The organism is Clostridium sp. CM036, from assembly GCF_055081135.1.
Genome location: NZ_CM143652.1, coordinates 3,296,073 through 3,313,454 on the forward strand (window position 1 = coordinate 3,296,073; position 17,382 = coordinate 3,313,454).

Annotated in this window: 18 protein-coding genes; 17 read left to right on the top strand and 1 reads right to left on the bottom strand. The window is 31.6% G+C overall.

Annotated features, from left to right (window positions below; translation table 11 throughout):
* Positions 1–50: 50 nt before the first annotated feature.
* Positions 51–2,603, bottom strand: a complete 2,553-nt coding sequence (locus ACWJKE_RS15620) for an FAD-dependent oxidoreductase (protein ID WP_462958978.1) — start codon at positions 2,601–2,603, stop codon at positions 51–53.
* 271 nt (positions 2,604–2,874) lie between these two features.
* Here ACWJKE_RS15620 and ACWJKE_RS15625 point away from each other — a divergent pair, with 271 nt between their 5' ends.
* The 17 genes from ACWJKE_RS15625 (at position 2,875) to ACWJKE_RS15705 (ending at position 17,353) form a co-directional block, all read left to right on the top strand.
* Positions 2,875–3,765, top strand: coding sequence for a DegV family protein (locus ACWJKE_RS15625; protein WP_216302612.1), 891 nt, complete (start codon positions 2,875–2,877; stop codon positions 3,763–3,765).
* 49 nt (positions 3,766–3,814) lie between these two features.
* Positions 3,815–4,273, top strand: coding sequence for a COG2426 family protein (locus tag ACWJKE_RS15630; RefSeq protein ID WP_216302613.1), 459 nt, complete (start codon positions 3,815–3,817; stop codon positions 4,271–4,273).
* 558 nt (positions 4,274–4,831) lie between these two features.
* On the top strand, positions 4,832–5,185 hold the full coding sequence (locus tag ACWJKE_RS15635; protein WP_165412522.1) for a DUF6514 family protein: 354 nt from the start codon (positions 4,832–4,834) through the stop codon (positions 5,183–5,185).
* 351 nt (positions 5,186–5,536) lie between these two features.
* Positions 5,537–5,935, top strand: coding sequence for a holo-ACP synthase (acpS, locus tag ACWJKE_RS15640; RefSeq protein WP_165412523.1), 399 nt, complete (start codon positions 5,537–5,539; stop codon positions 5,933–5,935).
* 141 nt (positions 5,936–6,076) lie between these two features.
* Positions 6,077–6,691, top strand: coding sequence for a germination lipoprotein GerS-related protein (locus tag ACWJKE_RS15645; protein ID WP_216302614.1), 615 nt, complete (start codon positions 6,077–6,079; stop codon positions 6,689–6,691).
* Positions 6,692–6,723: 32 nt separating this feature from the next.
* Positions 6,724–7,884 carry an alanine racemase gene (alr, locus tag ACWJKE_RS15650; RefSeq protein ID WP_216302615.1) on the top strand — a complete coding sequence of 387 codons (1,161 nt, stop codon included), beginning with the start codon at positions 6,724–6,726 and terminating at the stop codon, positions 7,882–7,884.
* 159 nt (positions 7,885–8,043) lie between these two features.
* A complete protein-coding gene (locus tag ACWJKE_RS15655) occupies positions 8,044–8,364 on the top strand; it encodes a CopG family ribbon-helix-helix protein (RefSeq protein WP_165412526.1) in 321 nt (106 codons plus the stop codon).
* Positions 8,324–8,671, top strand: a complete 348-nt coding sequence (locus ACWJKE_RS15660) for a type II toxin-antitoxin system PemK/MazF family toxin (protein WP_071614469.1) — start codon at positions 8,324–8,326, stop codon at positions 8,669–8,671. Before ACWJKE_RS15655 ends, ACWJKE_RS15660 begins: the two co-directional genes overlap by 41 nt.
* A 345-nt stretch (positions 8,672–9,016) precedes the next feature.
* A complete protein-coding gene (locus tag ACWJKE_RS15665; RefSeq protein WP_216302616.1) occupies positions 9,017–9,841 on the top strand; it encodes a transketolase in 825 nt (274 codons plus the stop codon).
* Entirely contained in the window at positions 9,841–10,779 is a 939-nt protein-coding gene (locus ACWJKE_RS15670; protein WP_216302617.1) for a transketolase family protein, read from the top strand. The genes ACWJKE_RS15665 and ACWJKE_RS15670 overlap by 1 nt, the downstream gene beginning before the upstream one ends.
* A 237-nt stretch (positions 10,780–11,016) precedes the next feature.
* Positions 11,017–11,703, top strand: coding sequence for a cell division ATP-binding protein FtsE (gene ftsE / locus ACWJKE_RS15675; protein ID WP_165412528.1), 687 nt, complete (start codon positions 11,017–11,019; stop codon positions 11,701–11,703).
* Entirely contained in the window at positions 11,693–12,589 is an 897-nt protein-coding gene (gene ftsX, locus ACWJKE_RS15680; protein ID WP_216302618.1) for a permease-like cell division protein FtsX, read from the top strand. Before ftsE ends, ftsX begins: the two co-directional genes overlap by 11 nt.
* Positions 12,590–12,933: 344 nt before the next feature.
* A complete protein-coding gene (locus ACWJKE_RS15685; protein WP_220286208.1) occupies positions 12,934–14,142 on the top strand; it encodes a S41 family peptidase in 1,209 nt (402 codons plus the stop codon).
* A 251-nt stretch (positions 14,143–14,393) separates the two neighbouring features.
* Positions 14,394–15,692 (top strand): PDZ domain-containing protein, encoded by a 1,299-nt coding sequence (locus tag ACWJKE_RS15690; RefSeq protein WP_462958979.1) that lies wholly within the window; start codon positions 14,394–14,396, stop codon positions 15,690–15,692.
* A 345-nt stretch (positions 15,693–16,037) separates the two neighbouring features.
* Complete coding sequence (locus tag ACWJKE_RS15695; protein ID WP_462958980.1) at positions 16,038–16,295, top strand: hypothetical protein; 258 nt, start codon at positions 16,038–16,040, stop codon at positions 16,293–16,295.
* Positions 16,296–16,644: 349 nt separating this feature from the next.
* Positions 16,645–17,163 (top strand): hypothetical protein, encoded by a 519-nt coding sequence (locus ACWJKE_RS15700; RefSeq protein WP_462952752.1) that lies wholly within the window; start codon positions 16,645–16,647, stop codon positions 17,161–17,163.
* A complete protein-coding gene (locus ACWJKE_RS15705) occupies positions 17,153–17,353 on the top strand; it encodes a helix-turn-helix transcriptional regulator (RefSeq protein ID WP_165412532.1) in 201 nt (66 codons plus the stop codon). The genes ACWJKE_RS15700 and ACWJKE_RS15705 overlap by 11 nt, the downstream gene beginning before the upstream one ends.
* Positions 17,354–17,382 lie beyond the last annotated feature (29 nt).

Consider the following 17,382-nt stretch of genomic DNA (forward strand, 5'->3'; position numbering starts at 1 on the left):
AATAAAAAAGGCACATAAGACCGTAAAGTCCTATGTGCCTTTTTGTCTTATTAGATCAAAGATTCCTTCATTACTTCTTCAAGTGATTTTGACTCCTCAATGTCACTTATTAGTTTGGCGGAGGATTTGTTGTCTCCAATTATAATTCCACCGGTTATGATGTCTTTATTAAAGAATAATTTTTTGTATAGGTTGTTTTCACTATCTTTCGAGCTAATAGCTTTAAATTGATTCTTTGAAATCTCACCTACAGATAATAGTTCTAGGCCCATGGCGTTAAAGGATATAACACCAAGTGCGTGCACATAGGATTTATTATCTCCTACTGCGTTTATACCTGCAATCTTACCCATGTCTACAGCGGCAGGCCAATTTCCATATACGGTGCCTTCAAATTCTGCAATGTCACCGCAGGCATATATGCCACTAATATTAGTTTCCATATTTTCATTGACTAGTATGCCTCTGTTAGTTTTTATATTAGTGTTATCAGCTATGTTTTTGTTTGGTGCAATACCTGTTGAAAATAGTACTAAGTCTGCATCTATTGTTTTTCCACTTTTGAGTGTAACTGATGTAACACCGTTTTCACCGTTTATAAGATTTACTGAATCTCCCAATATAATTTCAATATTTTCGTTTTCAACTGCAGTTTTAAGTATAAGGCTACCTTCACTATCTAATTGCTTAACAAGTAGGGAATCACTAAATTCAACTACTGAAACTTTGAGGCCAGCCTTTTTTATTTCATATGCAGCTTCAAGACCTAAAAGTCCACCACCTACAATAACTACGCTTTTGGAGGTCTTCATCTTATTCTTAATGGATTCTAAATCCTTTAGACTTCGCAGTGTGAATACTCCTTGTTTATCTACTCCTTCTACAGGAATCATATGGTTTTTACTCCCATTTGCTAATATTAGTTTATCGTAACTTATAGCGGTACCACCCTCAAGTAATATTTGCTTTTCTTCAGGGTTTAAGCTTTGAACTTGCACTCCTAAGGTAAGCTTTATATTGTTATCCACATACCACTCTTTTGGAGAGAGGTAGAAAGTATCATCTTTAAGGTCTTCACTTATGCCATCGGAAATTGAAGGCCTGTAATAGGTTAATTGTGATTCATTAGATATCATTTCTATAACGCATTGTTTGTTTCTTTTTCTTATGGCATCAGCAGCATAATATCCAGCAGCGCCGTTACCAATAATTAAGAATTTTTCTTTTTTATCAGAACTAAAGGTAATTACATCTTCTGATACTTGAATAAATTGATCAGCACTTGCACCACAAGCAGGGCATATTTCAGGTGGTTTCTCTCCATCAAATTCTTCGCCGCAAACGATGCATTTCCATCGTTTCTCCGTAGAAGGTTTAGCGGGACTGTTTTTTATTTTAATTTTTTCAGCTATTTTCTCCGCAAAACTTTCTCCAAATTTAAAGGCAAAGTTTAAATCTTTTTCAGAAGGTTTAAATTTAAATTTCATAGAAGGATATAAATCTAGATTAATTTGTTTTAATCTATCCTCTATATTTGGAACAGCTTCACCACTCCAACCATAAGAACCAAATGCGGAGGCTACTTTTCCACCATGAACTATAGGATTTAAATTTACTAGAATATCCCATATAGGTTTTAGAGCGTCTCCATTTATGGTAGGAGAACCAAAAATTATTCCTTCAGACTTATCTATGCTTTTTAAAATATCATTCATATCATGATAGATAACATCATACATGTTAACTTTGAAATTACTATTGGATTTTATACCTTCTTCTATTTTTTTAGCTACAGTTTCAGTATAGCCATAAGCTGAAACGTAGCATAAGGTAACCTGTGTTTCGTCTTGGGGTGATTTTTCAGGAAGGCTCCACTGTTTGTATTGATTTACGACACTTAAGGGATCTTCTCTTAAAATAGGACCATGACCTGGGCATATTATATCTATTGGCAGGTCCTTTATTTTATCTATAGCTTTTAACACATAAGGTTTAAAGGGTCCCATAATAGAGTCAAAGTAATATTTTAAGGCTTCGCAATAATCTTCTTGGTTTCGGTTTAAATCATTATACATCGCATCACTTGCGTAGTGACTTCCAAAGGAATCACAAGTGATAAGTAGCTTGTTTTGTGCAACATAGGTATAAATTGAATCTGGCCAGTGAAGAAAAGGTGCTGAAATAAAAGATAAGGTTTTATTTCCAAGACTTAGACTATCCCCGTCTCCTACAGTTATATATTCAAAATCTCTATTTATGATTTCTTTAAGAAATCCAATTGCTGCAGGTGATCCTACTACTTTAGCATTTTTAGCAATTTCTAAAAGTTTTCCTACTGAGCCTGCATGGTCTGGCTCAGTATGATCTACTACTATATAATCAATGTTTTCTATATTAATGTCTAAAGATTTTAATCTTTCTAGATATTCATCAAAAAATTTCTCTTTTACCGTTTCAAATACTGCAGTTTTTTCACTACCTTTTACTACATAAGAGTTATAAGTAGTACCAAAAGGGGTATACATAATTATATCAAAAATTCTAAGATTAGGGTCTAGTGCACCTACCCAGTAAATATCCTTTGTCACTTCTAATGCATTCATTTATATCGCTCCTTTAATAACTATTCGAAAATAATAGTTATTGCTATAAAGTATAGTATAGGAATATTTAGAAAGCAATAACAATTTACCAATTTAGAGCAATTTTATTTTACAGTAAACGCTTTTTATGCTATAGTTTTTAAATGATTGTGTAACAAATTTGAAGAATTATAAAGAAAAATGGCAAAACATTTTTTTATGTGAAAAAGATGTATTTTCCTTCTTAAAGGTTGCCACAATATGATTAATATAAAACGTAGGAGGAATGCAAATGAGAGATTTTGTTATTATGACAGATTCTTGCTGTGATTTGCCCAAGGAATACATTTACGGTAATAATATCCCTTTTGCTATGTTGCCATTTAGTTACAATGGTAGAGAGTACTCAGATGATTTAGGACAAAGCCTAAGTCACAAACAATTTTTTGATGACCTTCGGGAGGGAGCATTACCTAATACCTCTCAAGCAAATTCTGAAAGCTTCTATAAAATTTTCAAATCAGCTGTAGAAAATGGTAAGGATGTAATTTATATTGGAGTGTCTTCAGGCCTTAGTGGCACCTATAACAGTGCTAATATTGGTAAAACTGCTATATTAGAAGAGTTCCCTAATTCGTGTATATATATCATTGACGTGTTAACAGCATCACTGGGTCAAGGTCTTATGGTTAAAAAAGCCGTGGAAATGAAAAATGAAGGCTACACTTTGGAGAAGATTGTATGCCAAATAGAAGAAAACATACAAAATTTAAATACTTACATCACTGTGCAGGATTTAAATTTTTTAAAAAGAGGTGGAAGGATATCTAATGTAGCGGCTACTCTAGGGCTAGTACTACATATAAAGCCTATACTTACTATTAACCAGGTCGGACGTGTAATGCCGGTACTCAAGGTTCGAGGGCGTAAAAAATCTCTAACTAAGCTTGCAGAAATAGTGAAGGAGAAGATTAAAAATCCTGAAACTCAAACTATAGCTATCTGTCATGCAGATTGTTATGATGAAGCTGTAAGACTTAAAGAGGAAATACTCGCAAAGGTTGTGGTTAAAGAAGTAATTATTCATTATATCGGACCAGTAGTTGGAAGATTTAGTGGCCCAGGGGCTCTGGCAGTGTTTTTCATCGGTGAGAGCAGACAACATCACGTAATAGATATTTAAAATTTTGAAAAATAATTACGAAGATAATTTATAAATAAGGAGAGTTTATATGAATTGGTTAAAAGTATTATTGCTAGCGGCAGTTCCTCTTATGGAACAGAAATTTTCTATACCTCTTGGAATAAATGTGTACAATATGAGTCCTATAACAGTATTTCTATTGACTTTCGTTGGAAGTTTGCTTCCGGTTCCCTTTGTATTGATATGCTTTAATAAAATATTTGAATTGTTAGGTAAATATAAGTTAACTAGTGGTATATATAACCTAATTGATAAAAAAATAAGCAAGAACAAATCTAAATTTCAAAAGTTTGAAGAAATAGCGCTTATAACTTTTATAGCGATACCTCTTCCTACCACAGGAGTTTGGACAGGGACTGCGATAGCTGCTTTTTTAAAGTTGGATTTTAAAAGATCTGTCATGTGTGCTGTTGTAGGATCTTTCCTATGTGGACTTATTATTACAGGATTATCTGTAGCATTCCCAGCGTTTTTAAAGATGCTGTAAATTATGATCCCTTACCCTTAGGTAGCTTACCTATTGGTAAGGGGTTATTTATTTTTATTGAGGATTATAGTAAAGATGAGTGTACTGTAGTTATTACAGCATTATCGATATTGGAATATTTATGAAAATGAATTGGAGCTTATAGATATAAAATGGTTAAGAGAATAAAGGAAAAAAATACAAATAACGTAATGAAATTAAAGAATAGAGAAAATAGTAAATAGAATACCTGATTATCATGACAAATGTTTACATTATAATCATAATTTTCATAATAATGAAGGTGATTATAAAGAATAGTTCTAATTTGCTAAAAAATATTCGATTTTATATTAAAAACTTTTAGTTATATTTATTATAATTTCGACAAAATAATCTAGCTCATATATATGTGGATGGTTTACTATTCTTTATTAATCGTGGCATTATGGGTGGAAAAGGTTTAAGTTGTCATTTTAAAGAGATAATATATGTGAAATGCGTTTCATAAAGTGACAGATTATTTTGAAAAGTAATGTTAATGTATTCTCATAACATAAGTATAGGGGGAAAACATATATGGTAGTTATAGAGAATTTATTAAGAAAAGTAACAGATGGTGATGTAAACCATAATTATTTTTATAGGTTAGTAAAAAGTCAAATTTCCGTTTCAATGTATGGTGAACTTACTGAAATACAAGCTTATGGTATTGAAATAGAAAGACAAGACATAGTTGATGGATCAGTGGTAGGTATACAAAGAGATTGCGTAGAAAACATAAGCCCACAAAGACATAAAGTTAAGAATCTTTTAAAAATGCTATATGACAATACGGTATCACCTATTCACATGATTGACATATTGGGTGATTATATTGATGAATATACTAGTGACTTTGATGAGATTTTAAAAAATATAGCTACTTGCTAATATTTAATTAGTCTAACATATGAGGAAACTGAACCTCTTCCTGAGGAGAATGCTCCTCTTTTTGGTTTACAATGGAAAGTTATGAGACTGTTATAAAATTACTCCAAAAGAACAATGCAGCTGAAAACTATATATTCTTAGTATAACAATTTTTTAATGATGACAATATTATAATTATTGTAAAAATAAAATAATAGATCAATTAGTACAATAAATGATCAAAATTGTATTATATTATTGTGGTAGTAGGAGTATTATATATAGATATCTAATGATAAAATTAACAGCTGTATTTTACGAAATACAAAAACTAAACTTATAAATATAGATCAATGAGTGGGAGTGATGGTTATGATTCTTGGTGTCGGTACTGATATTGTTGAAATACGAAGGATAAAAAAGGCTATGGAGAGCAATGAGAAGTTTTTAGAGAAAATCTTCACAGCAGTTGAATTAGAATATCTTAAAAGCAGAAATTTAAGGGCAGAATATGTGGCCGGAAGGTTTGCTGCTAAAGAAGCAGTAGCAAAAGCTTTAGGGACAGGATTTAGAGGATTTGATTTCAAAGATATTGAAATTGACAGGACAACCCTTGGAAAGCCTGTAGTGAGCTTAAAGGGGAAGGCAAAGTTAATAGCCAAAAAAGAAGGGGAATACAATATTCACCTTAGTATATCTCATGGAGAAGACAGTGCTGTGGCTTATGCTATAGTGGAAGCTACAAAAAAGATTGAAGAAGTTTGTAAGTAGAGACGGGCATTATTCATTGGAATTAGTTATTTTAGTAATAGTATGCAACTATTAGTAATAGATTAGTAGTAGAATATTTCGTTAGATATCTAACAATTGAAAATTCTTTTGCATCTTTAGAGAAACGCTAGGAGGATAACAATGAAAAGAAATTCACTATTAATTTTAAGCTTTTTGCTGATTTTAAGCTCGCTATTATTAACTTCATGCTATAAGAAACCAAAGGATACTAATGATATTACAACATTTTTAAAAAACATGGAAAGTTATACTGCACAAATGAATATGGATGTAAAGAATGATAAACAGACAATTAATTATAAGGCAAGACAAACCTATTTAAGGGGAGGCGGATACAAGCTAGAGCTAAACAAAAACAGAGTATTTATTTTTAAAGCTGATGATAAAATTTATATTAGTGACAAAAACAATGGAACAAAGTATGTACAGAGCAAAGATTTTGATGAAGTCCTTAAATTAAGTTTTATCGGCGAATACATAGGATTATTATATACTAATGAGAAAATAGAATATGATATCAAAACCATTAATGGTATTGAATACACAGTAATTAACTTATTTATTCCTGGTAATAATAAAAATATTAATAATGCGTTGCTTTATGTTAATACTAAAAGTATGTTGCCGGCTAGAATGGTTATTTATGATATCAATGATAAAGAAAAAATTGAGATAAAATATACGGATTTTCTTCCTAACGTAAAAATTGAACAATCAGAGCTTTCAGTTCGGTAGCGTTAGCTATAAATAACAAATGAGGTGAAGGCATGTTTAAACACTTAAGACCCGTGTGGGCAGAGATTGATTTAGATAAGTTAGCTCATAATATGAGAGAAATTAGGCGGGTAGCTAGAAGTGAGAATATTATAGCGGTTGTAAAAGCAGATGCCTATGGGCATGGAGCTGTAGACGTAGCACCGGTACTCATTAAAAATGGTGCCAATAGATTAGCTGTAGCAGAGCAAAGTGAAGCGGTGGAACTTAGGCGATCAGGTATAGAATGCCCAATAATGATTTTGGGGTTTACACCACCAAATTTAATTGATAATTTATTGAAATATGATATTGAACAAACAGTATTCTCTTATAAATTTGCAAGCAAGCTGTCAAGGATGGCTCAAAAGAAAAATAAGGTAGCTAGAATTCACATAGCGGTAGACACCGGTATGGGGAGGATAGGGTATCTACCAAATGAGGAAAGCGCTGAAGAGGTATATAATATCAGCAAGCTACCTAACATAATCATAGAAGGGTTATTTTGTCATTTTTCTACAGCGGATGAAAAAGATAAGACCTATACTTATGATCAAGTAAAAAAATACGACGCTTTTTATGAAAAGTTAAAAGAGAAAAAAGTGTACATAAAAATGAGGCATATTGCTAATAGTGCTGCTATTATAGATTTGCCAGAAACTCATTATGAGGCAGTGCGGCCAGGGATAATAGTATATGGCTATTATCCGTCAGGCGAGGTAAATAAGGAAAACATAAGTTTAAAACCTGTAATGACATTAAAAACAAATGTAGTGCACATAAAAACACTACCTGCTGGAGAATATGTGAGTTACGGAAGAAAGTATAAAACAGAGAAGGAAAGTATTATAGCTACACTTCCAATTGGATATGCTGATGGGTATACAAGGCTCTTATTTCAAAAGGGAAAGGTTATATTGAGAGGGAAATTCGCTCCAGTAATAGGTAAAATTTGTATGGATCAGTGCATGATTGATGTTACTGAAATTGATGGAGCCAAAATTGGCGATGAGGTAATATTAATAGGTGAGGATGAAAATAATAAATTTACAGCAGACACAGTAGCAGAATTAATAGGGACGATAAACTACGAAGTAATCTGCATGATTGGAAAAAGAGTTCCAAGAGTTTATGTTAGTGAAGGTAGAGTTGTAAAGATAAAAACATATGTATAATATTCATGCATTATATGTAGAATGAACCATTTAAACATAAAATTACTTGTCGAAAAAAAACGAAAACGCGAATAATTTCTTTGACAGATTGACGTAGGTTGAATTATAATATATTCATACATATTGTTGCTTTACTTATTAGGAGGTATTAAATTTTCTATGTCAACTTCAAAGAAATTAGTAATAAACCTCTCAAAAAAACTTTACAGTGAATTTAATAAGATACTTTCGAAAGATTGTAAAAAAAGAAGTGAATTTATTCGGGAAGCTATAATACTATATATCGAGGGAAAGAAAAATCTTAAATATATAGATGAAATGAAACAAGGATATTTAGAAATGGCTGAGTTAAATTTAGAAATGGCTAATATGGGTTTTGAAATTGATATTAAAGATTTTAAAGAATACGAAGTTAAGCTTTCGGAGAGTGATTTGTCAAATGACAACAATAGTAAAAAGAGGAGATATATTTTATGCTGATTTGAGCCCGGTTGTAGGCTCGGAACAAGGCGGGATTAGACCTGTAATTATACTTCAAAATGATATTGGTAACAAGTACAGTCCCACTATTATTATTGCAGCTATTACTTCCCAGATAAATAAGGCGAAACTCCCTACTCATGTTGAAATTTCTTCAGAAGAGTATGGATTAAATAAAGATTCTGTAGTTTTGCTAGAACAAATAAGAACATTAGATAAAAAAAGATTAAAAGAAAAAATTGGTCATATGACTGATGGAGATATGAAAAAAGTAGATACTGCGCTTTTAATTAGTGTAGGGTTATAAAATAAATAATAAATAGTTTTATACGCAAAAAAAGTATATATTACGTATAATGCATTGAAGCGAGATTTAGAACTTCTTATTTTATTTTTAATTAAGATGCGTTAAGAAAAACATATGGTTGAGCGAGATAGCGAGGCTATGTTTTTTAGCAGATTAATTTTAAATAAAATTAGTAGTTCTTAGGGAAGCGAATGCATTAATAGTAATATATACTTTTTCTTTTTTATTGTATTTTATAAAAGGTTTAAAAATTATGTTATAATAATTAAATAAGATAAATAGGAATGCAGGTAGATAACAATTATTGGTTCTTATCTACACCAAAGCAATATTAGGGGGAGACATATGGAGAAAACATTAGAACAATTAAAAGCAATTACTAAAGAAGTTAGGAAAGATATCGTAACTATGGTTACAAAGTCAGCGTCTGGGCACCCAGGTGGATCGTTATCTGCTGTGGAAATCATAACTACTTTATATTTTAATGAGATGAATGCGGGTCCAGAAAATAAGAATGATCCAGACAGAGATAGATTTGTACTTTCAAAGGGGCATGCGGCACCAGCATTATATAGCGTGCTTGCTAGAAAGGGATACTTTGATAAAAGTGAATTAATGGGACTAAGAAAACTTGGATCAATGCTTCAAGGACATCCTAATATGAATACTATTCCAGGGGTAGATATGTCTACAGGTTCTTTAGGCCAAGGGATTTCTGCTGCAGTAGGAATGGCATTAGCTGGAAAACTAGATAAAAAAGGATACAGAGTGTATTCACTGCTTGGAGATGGTGAACTTGCAGAAGGTCAAGTTTGGGAAGCAACTATGTCAGCTGCACACTATAAGCTTGATAATCTAACCGCTTTTGTAGATCATAATAGACTACAAATAGATGGTAAGGTTTCGGAAGTTATGGGTTCTGATCCAGTAGATGCTAAATTTGCAGCTTTTGGATGGAACGTTATTTCTATAGATGGACATGATCTTGTACAAATTAAAAGTGCTATAGAAGAAGCTAAAAAAACAAAAGGAAAACCAACAGTTATAATTTGCGAAACTGTAAAGGGTAAAGGTGTATCCTTCATGGAAAATGAAGCTAGTTGGCACGGAAGCGCTCCAAATAAAGAACAATGCCAAGAAGCAATAGACGAAATTGGAGGTACTGTATAATGGGTAAAGTTGCAACAAGAGAAGCTTATGGTAAAGCCTTAGCCAAATTAGGATTAGAAAATGAAAATATAGTTGTTTTAGATGCGGATTTATCTAAATCCACTAAAACTGCAGACTTTAAAAAAGTGGCTCCAGAAAGATTTATTAATATGGGTATCGCCGAAGGAAATATGATGTCCGTAGCTGCAGGACTTGCTTCTTGTGGCAAAATTCCTTTTGCAAGTACTTTTGCTATATTTGCAGCAGGAAGAGCTTTTGAACAAATAAGAAACTCTATTTGTTATCCAAAATTAAATGTTAAAATTTGCGCAACGCATGCAGGACTCACAGTAGGAGAAGATGGAGCATCTCATCAAGCAATAGAAGACATAGCTTTAATGAGAAGTATACCAAATATGGTAGTTATAAGCCCTAGTGATGATGTTGAAACGGAAGCTGCTATAAAGGCTATTATAAAGTACCACGGACCTTGCTATGTAAGGCTTGGAAGATCAGGTGTTTGCACAGTAAATGATGATCCTGAGTACAAATTCGAATTGGGGAAAGCTGTAACGCTTAGAAAAGGACATGATGCAACTATAATAGCTACAGGTATTATGGTAGATGCTGCTTTGGAAGCTTATAACATATTGGCTGAGGAAGGAATAAAGGTTAGGGTGCTTAATATACACACTATTAAACCTATTGATGAAGAGGCAATTATTGTTGCAGCTCGCGAAACTGGATTAATTGTTACCGCTGAAGAACATAGCATTATAGGCGGACTTGGATCGGCAGTAGCTGAGGTTGTTACGACTAATCATCCAGTACCAGTTATGAGAGTTGGAGTTAAAGATACCTTTGGTGAGAGTGGTAAGCCAGAAGAACTTTTAAAAGCATATGGATTAACTACAGATGAAATAGTTAAAGCTCTCAAAAAGGGTCTTTCCTTAAAATAATTTTAGAGACTTTTATGCACGTATGTATAAAAGTCTCTAAATAATTTATAGGATAATATTGTTTAACTATAATAAACTTTGTTTTTTAGGAAATCATAACGAGCGATTTATTTATAATATTTATAATATTCACGGAAATTTTATATTATAAATTATTACAGGCTTAATCAGTATGTTATAATGTTATTGATGAATTTAATGAAACAAATTACATAAGTATGGTAAGGAGAGTTTAATATGATACAATTTAAAAAAGTAACTAAGATTTATGACAATAATGTAACGGCTTTGTCGAATATTGACATAACTATTAAAAAAGGGGAATTTATATTCATTGTAGGTCCTAGTGGAGCAGGAAAATCTACTTTTGTTAAGATACTTTTAAAAGAGGTAGAACCAACTACGGGAAGTGTTATTATAAATGATACGGATATAACGAAATTACCTAGAAAAAAGGTGCCTTATCATAGAAGAAAAATTGGAGTGGTTTTCCAAGATTTTAGATTAATTGAGTCTTTAAATATTTATGAAAATGTGGCGTTTGCACTAAGGGCTACAGAATGTTCTGCAAAGGATATTAAGAAAAAAGTACCTTATGTTTTAGATTTAGTTGGATTATCAAAGAAATATATGGCTTTCCCTCATGAGATTTCAGGTGGAGAGAGACAAAGAGTTTCTCTTGCGAGAGCTATAGTAAATAATCCTACTTTGCTAATAGCAGATGAACCAACAGGAAACTTAGATCCTGAAACTGCATTAGGTATTATGGATATTTTAAAAGATATTAACAAGTCTGGTACCACAGTAGTTATGGCAACACATGCAAAAAATATAGTAGACTCTATGAAAAAGAGGGTAATAGCTATAGAAAAGGGTGTTATAGTTAGAGATGAGCAAAGGGGAAGATACGGTTATGAAGATTAGTACAATTAAAAATTTTGTTATGGATGCTTTAAAAAGCTTAAAAAGAAATAAAACCGTTAGTATAGCGTCAGTGGCTACGGTGGCTGCTACTCTATTTATTCTAGGGGTGTTTTTATTAATTGTTTTTAATGTTAACGCAGGAATTCAAGAACTAGGAGCTAAATTAGAGGTGGGAATTTATCTTAAGGATGATATAACAGTAGCAGATAAATCAGCTGTTGAAAATGCTTTAAGCAAAACACCGGGAGTAACAGATGTTAGATTTGAGGATAAGAACGATGCACTAGCAAAAGTAAAGAAACAATTTGGCAAAGATAGCCAAGCTTTAGTAAAAGGATTTGAAGGTAAAGGGGTAAATCCTTTTCCGACTGCATACGTTGTAAGTGTTACCAAACCTGAAGTAATAAATGATGTGGTTAAGAATGCTACAGGATTAAAAGGCATAGAGGAAATTAAAGATGTCAGACAATATGTTGATAAAATTGTAAAGATAACAAATACTCTTAAAATAATAGGAATTGCATTATTTGCAGTTTTAATAACTGTTTCTTTATTCTTAATAGGAAACACAATTAAACTTACAGTTTACTCTAGAAAAAAAGAAATAGGTATTATGAAATTTGTTGGTGCTACGGATTGGTTTATAAGATGGCCATTTATTATCGAAGGCATGATTTTAGGTTTAGCAGGAGCACTTATTTCTACTGGATTACTATATTATGCTTATAAAATGGCTTTCTTAAAGATTACTAATGGATTATTAGGAGCTACCCTTATAAACCCTCATATGATATTAAGTACTACTTTATGGCAATTTATGTTGGGTGGCTTAGTTATTGGAGCCATAGGAAGTTCTATATCGATAAGAAAATTCTTGGTTGTATAGTATAAAAGCATCTTCTGCGAATCTGCACAGCTTCGCAGAAGATGCTTTTACGACTTCAAAAGGAGATCTATGCTTTCGCTGAATTTCTGTATTTGTTGTAGTATGTAACATATACTTATAGAAAGGGAGAACTATCCTTCTGAAATGTCGTTAAATTTATTTATTTTCTTATTAGTGTTATAAATTTATTATATTTACATAAATAATATATAGAGAATATATAGATAATATATAGAGAATAATATATAGAGAATAATAAAGAGGTGTATAAAATGGGCGATGAAAATAAGCCTGAAAAATTTAGAGTTTTAGAAAATGGTAGTGGAAAACCTAAAGCAAAGAAAATGAAGTGTGTTATATGGATTATAGTTTTAGTACTTATTACTAATACCATAACTTTATTTGTCTCCACTCAAATTTCATTAGGTATTCCAAATGGAAAAGTAGCTATTGGAAGAGAAGCTTATGACCAGGTATTAAAGTTTCAAAAACTATTTTTAGTCAGAAATAAATTGTATGAGTACTATGATGGCAAAATTAGTGATGATGTTTTAGTTGAAGGAGCTATAAAGGGCATGACTGATTCTCTAAAGGATCCTTATACAACTTTTATGAACAAAAAAGAGTTTTCAGATTTTAATTCTCAAACACAAGGAGCTTATACTGGCCTTGGATTACAAGTAGGAGTTAAAGACGATAAGATAGTTGTAATTGCACCCTTTGATGGATCACCAGCTAAAAAAGCAGGATTAATTTCTGGAGATGTTATAGAAAAGGTTAATTCAACAGAAGTCTCTGGAAAAGAACTAGAAAAAGCTGTTACAATGATGAAGGGCAAGGCAAATGAGTCAGTTACCTTAACTATTAATCGAAAAGAAAAAGGTAGTTTTGACATTAGTATGAAACGTGCTAAGATCGATTTGATAACAGTTAAAGGCGAAATGCTAGAAGGCACGGTTGGGTATATTCAGCTTACAATGTTTGATGAGAATACTGCTAAGAATTTTGAAAAGAAATTGTCAGAATTACAAGATAAGGGTATGAAGAGTCTAATAGTAGATGTAAGAGGAAATCCTGGCGGACTTTTAGATCAGGTTGTAGATTTAACATCTAACTTTGTACCTAAAGGAAAGGTTATTGTATCTACTATAGATAAGAATAAGAGAAAAACTGAAGATAAATCTAAGGGAGGCCTAGCATTAGGCATGCCATTAACAGTATTAACAGATGAAGGTTCAGCAAGTGCCTCAGAAATTTTTGCAGGTGCTATAAGGGACTACAAAGTTGGTACTTTAGTGGGAGAAAAAACCTTTGGTAAAGGCATAGTTCAAAGGATGTTTTACAGAAGCGTTGATGGTTTTGATGATGGTACAGCATTAAAAATTACTATATCAAAATATTATACTCCGAGTGGTGAGAATATACATCATATTGGAATAAAACCGGAAGTGCCAGTTGTGTATCCACAAGCACTTAAAGAGAAACCATATGATAGAACTTTGGATCCGCAGTTTAAAAAAGCTTTAGAGATAGCTAAAGATAAAATCAAATAATAAAATAAAAGTATAATTTAAGTATCTACCAATGAATTTGGTAGATACTTGGTTTTTAACGACATTTCAGAAGGGAAGTCTCCTACTTCTATAATCGTAAGTTATATAATATAACAAATAGAAGTTCAGTGGGAATATAAATCACCTTCTGGAGTCGTTAATATTGAGCACCGCAGGTGATGATTTGACGACATTTTAATAGCTTATAATATTACGTGTTTCATAGTGATATGAAAGGAGAATTTTAATCAATGGAAATTGCAATACATACTTTAAGAGCAGTTGCGTTTGCAATTGTTGACCCTTCAAATTCGTTTATTTTAATAATAATTGCAATAATTTTTTATAATAAAAATAAGAAGACTGCAGCTATGCAGAAAATGATAATGGGAGAAAGTTTAGATTCACCTTTTGAACTAACTATATCTCAAATTGTAATAGGAATTTTTGCCGGTGCTGTGGCAAGTCTATTATTTACATTTTCAGGGTTAGTTTTTGATGAAAATTCAAATATTTATTTATTGTTTATGGTGTCGTTATTTTTTATGGCAGTTAAGCCTAGATATATTAGTTTTTCTTATTCTGGTGCAGTTCTGGGAATGATGAGCCTAGTGTTTAAATATGCATCCAGTACATTACATATGCCACAATTGAATATTATAAACATAGATATTCTGACCTTAATGTCACTGGTTGGAATATTACATATTATAGAGGGGATCTTAGTAATGATAGATGGCTCAAGAGGAGCTATTCCTGTGTTTACTAATAGAGATCAAAAAATTATAGGCGGGTTCGCCTTAAAAAGATATTGGGCACTACCAATTGCTTTACTTATACTTTTAAGTGCGTCTTCATCAGAATTAGCGGTTGGGCAGAACTTCATGATGACTGATTGGAAGGGTTTAATAAAAGGGGATATAGTCAATCGGATTGTAAAAAATTCGGTTATAGCATCTATGGCACTGTATGGAGTTATTGGATATAGCAGCATTACATTTACAAAGCTTAAGAAAAGGAAGGCGCTTACTTCGGGAGCATTAGTACTTACTTATGGTATAGCGCTAACAGCTGTATCACAATTACCAGTATCAGGGTCAGTCTTTCAAATATTTATTTTGATATTTGCAGCTATATTGCATGAGGCAATGCTACGACTAGAAAAGTACATGGAGCTCACTTTAAAACCAAAATTTATGAGTAGTGAAGAGGGAATTATGGTACTGGAAGTAGCGCCTAAGTCTCCTGCTTTTGAAATGGGGATTCAAAGTGGAGATTTAATAGTGCAGATGAACAAGAGTAAAATAGAGAATGAAGAAGAACTTATTAACATAGTTAAAGGGAAATTTAATTCAATAAATCTTAAAATTAAAAAACCTTCCGGAGAACTAAAAGATACTAGTTATAGCAGTATGGCTGGAGACAAAAGACTAGGAGTAGTTATTGTACCAAGGGAGTTACCAAAAGATACTGCTATAGTAAAGGTGGATAATGAAACCTTTAAAGATGTGATGAACAAAATGAGAAATAAAGAAAAGGATAAGAAATAGAAAAAGTATGAAGTTTCTCCTACGTGCCTTGCAAACGAACTAAAAACTAGAAATTACATTAAGAAATTCTAATCTTTTGCTTATATAAAATTCTTTAACGCTCATATTCGGCGTCTTGCCTCAGGTTCGCTAGCTTGCACTTCCTGTGCAAGCTTACAAGAATTTTATGTTCGCAAAAGAAGAATTTCATACTTGTTATTTTATCTCTTAGTAAAGCCTGAATGATAAAAATGATCTCAAAAGAGTGATATTGAATAAATACATTAAATATGTTAAAATTAGTTAAAATTAAATTAATTTAGGTGTCTATAAGCGTTAATAGATACTAATTTTAGTGAGGTGACTATGAAAAAAAAATATTATTTTGAAAAAATCAGCACAATAGTATGTTTGTTGTTAATTTTATTTTCCACCTGGCAACAATTTCAATATAACCATACTTCTTTAATTGTTGTATTCGTAGTTGTGTATTCGTTACTAAAAAATAAATTTTTTAAAAATGCAGAATATGAAAATAAAAAAGATTATATTTTTAATATAATAAATATACTTTTACTTTTACCAACTTTATCTTTGATTATCTATATGGTGATTTATAGATAAAATGAATATCTATATTTTGTTGGTGGTACTAAGTTAAGCTTTATTTTAAAGGAGAATTTTTTGAAAGGCCTTTAAAATAGGCTTTTTTTTAATTTGCAAGTTCAAGCAGTACTTCCGTTTAATTAAAGAGACTTAAATAAAACAAATTCTATATTATTAGAACTGTTTTCCATACCTCCAAACACTTTAAAAAAAAGAATTTCTAATATTTAAAAATTCTCAATTCCACTGCAATTAATGACACATATGCAGGATTAGAATATATTATAGCAGTGGGAGACTTTCCTTATGAAATGTTGTTAAAGGTAATAAATGTAAAGATGTATTAACATTTAGGAGGGATTTAGAAATGATTTTAAGAGAAAATGAGCGTGTACAAAATTCTAAACGCATTGCAGTTCGCTATACTTATTTTTTTGAAATACTGGGCATATCGGTTTTATGTATTCTATCAATTATGTATAAGAATTTAATATTGCTGCCACCTTTATATTTATTTAACTCTTCTATTTATGTTTCAATTTCACTTGATCCACTTATAGCCTTTATAGTGAATACACAAATTTTGTTTATGTTTGCTGATCAAGCAATATTCAATAAGCGTTTTGGAGGAAAGAGGGAATCATTAATTAGTGGAACTGCTGGATTCAGATTTATGGATGAAAGGGAGCGGAAAGTATCAGATAAAGCTATCAGTGTAACTTTTCTTTATATTAATATATTTCTTATCATATGGGCTGTTATTGACATTTTCATTAGTGGAAAATTAGGATTACCTCTTATAATAATTGGAGTGGTATTCATTATTTATAACATAACTAAAGGGATAATACTTCACAACTTCAAAGAGAAATATCATGAAAAATAGCATCAAAGAACATCGTAAAAGTTATAAATTAACGCAAGAGGAATTGGCTAATAATTTAGGGGTTACTCGCCAAACAATTATAGCTATAGAAAATGATAAGTATAATCCAACATTAGAATTAGCTATGAGGTTAGCAAAGTATTTAGATGTTAGAGTTGAAGAGCTGTTTATATTGAAAGATAAGGAATAGAGATAAAGACAAACATAAAGATCTAATTT

What these genes read in the sequence shown, in the direction of transcription:
- acpS (WP_165412523.1), top strand. Translation starts at nt 5,537, where the DNA reads ATGATTCTTGGTGTCGGTACTGATATTGTTGAAATACGAAGGATAAAA.
- ACWJKE_RS15635 (WP_165412522.1), top strand. Translation starts at nt 4,832, where the DNA reads ATGGTAGTTATAGAGAATTTATTAAGAAAAGTAACAGATGGTGATGTA.
- ACWJKE_RS15705 (WP_165412532.1), top strand. Translation starts at nt 17,153, where the DNA reads ATGAAAAATAGCATCAAAGAACATCGTAAAAGTTATAAATTAACGCAA.
- ACWJKE_RS15645 (WP_216302614.1), top strand. Translation starts at nt 6,077, where the DNA reads ATGAAAAGAAATTCACTATTAATTTTAAGCTTTTTGCTGATTTTAAGC.
- ftsE (WP_165412528.1), top strand. Translation starts at nt 11,017, where the DNA reads ATGATACAATTTAAAAAAGTAACTAAGATTTATGACAATAATGTAACG.
- ACWJKE_RS15625 (WP_216302612.1), top strand. Translation starts at nt 2,875, where the DNA reads ATGAGAGATTTTGTTATTATGACAGATTCTTGCTGTGATTTGCCCAAG.
- ACWJKE_RS15630 (WP_216302613.1), top strand. Translation starts at nt 3,815, where the DNA reads ATGAATTGGTTAAAAGTATTATTGCTAGCGGCAGTTCCTCTTATGGAA.
- alr (WP_216302615.1), top strand. Translation starts at nt 6,724, where the DNA reads ATGTTTAAACACTTAAGACCCGTGTGGGCAGAGATTGATTTAGATAAG.
- ftsX (WP_216302618.1), top strand. Translation starts at nt 11,693, where the DNA reads ATGAAGATTAGTACAATTAAAAATTTTGTTATGGATGCTTTAAAAAGC.
- ACWJKE_RS15700 (WP_462952752.1), top strand. Translation starts at nt 16,645, where the DNA reads ATGATTTTAAGAGAAAATGAGCGTGTACAAAATTCTAAACGCATTGCA.
- ACWJKE_RS15655 (WP_165412526.1), top strand. Translation starts at nt 8,044, where the DNA reads ATGTCAACTTCAAAGAAATTAGTAATAAACCTCTCAAAAAAACTTTAC.
- ACWJKE_RS15620 (WP_462958978.1), bottom strand. Translation starts at nt 2,603, where the DNA reads ATGAATGCATTAGAAGTGACAAAGGATATTTACTGGGTAGGTGCACTA.
- ACWJKE_RS15665 (WP_216302616.1), top strand. Translation starts at nt 9,017, where the DNA reads ATGGAGAAAACATTAGAACAATTAAAAGCAATTACTAAAGAAGTTAGG.
- ACWJKE_RS15670 (WP_216302617.1), top strand. Translation starts at nt 9,841, where the DNA reads ATGGGTAAAGTTGCAACAAGAGAAGCTTATGGTAAAGCCTTAGCCAAA.
- ACWJKE_RS15660 (WP_071614469.1), top strand. Translation starts at nt 8,324, where the DNA reads ATGACAACAATAGTAAAAAGAGGAGATATATTTTATGCTGATTTGAGC.
- ACWJKE_RS15690 (WP_462958979.1), top strand. Translation starts at nt 14,394, where the DNA reads ATGGAAATTGCAATACATACTTTAAGAGCAGTTGCGTTTGCAATTGTT.
- ACWJKE_RS15695 (WP_462958980.1), top strand. Translation starts at nt 16,038, where the DNA reads ATGAAAAAAAAATATTATTTTGAAAAAATCAGCACAATAGTATGTTTG.
- ACWJKE_RS15685 (WP_220286208.1), top strand. Translation starts at nt 12,934, where the DNA reads ATGAAGTGTGTTATATGGATTATAGTTTTAGTACTTATTACTAATACC.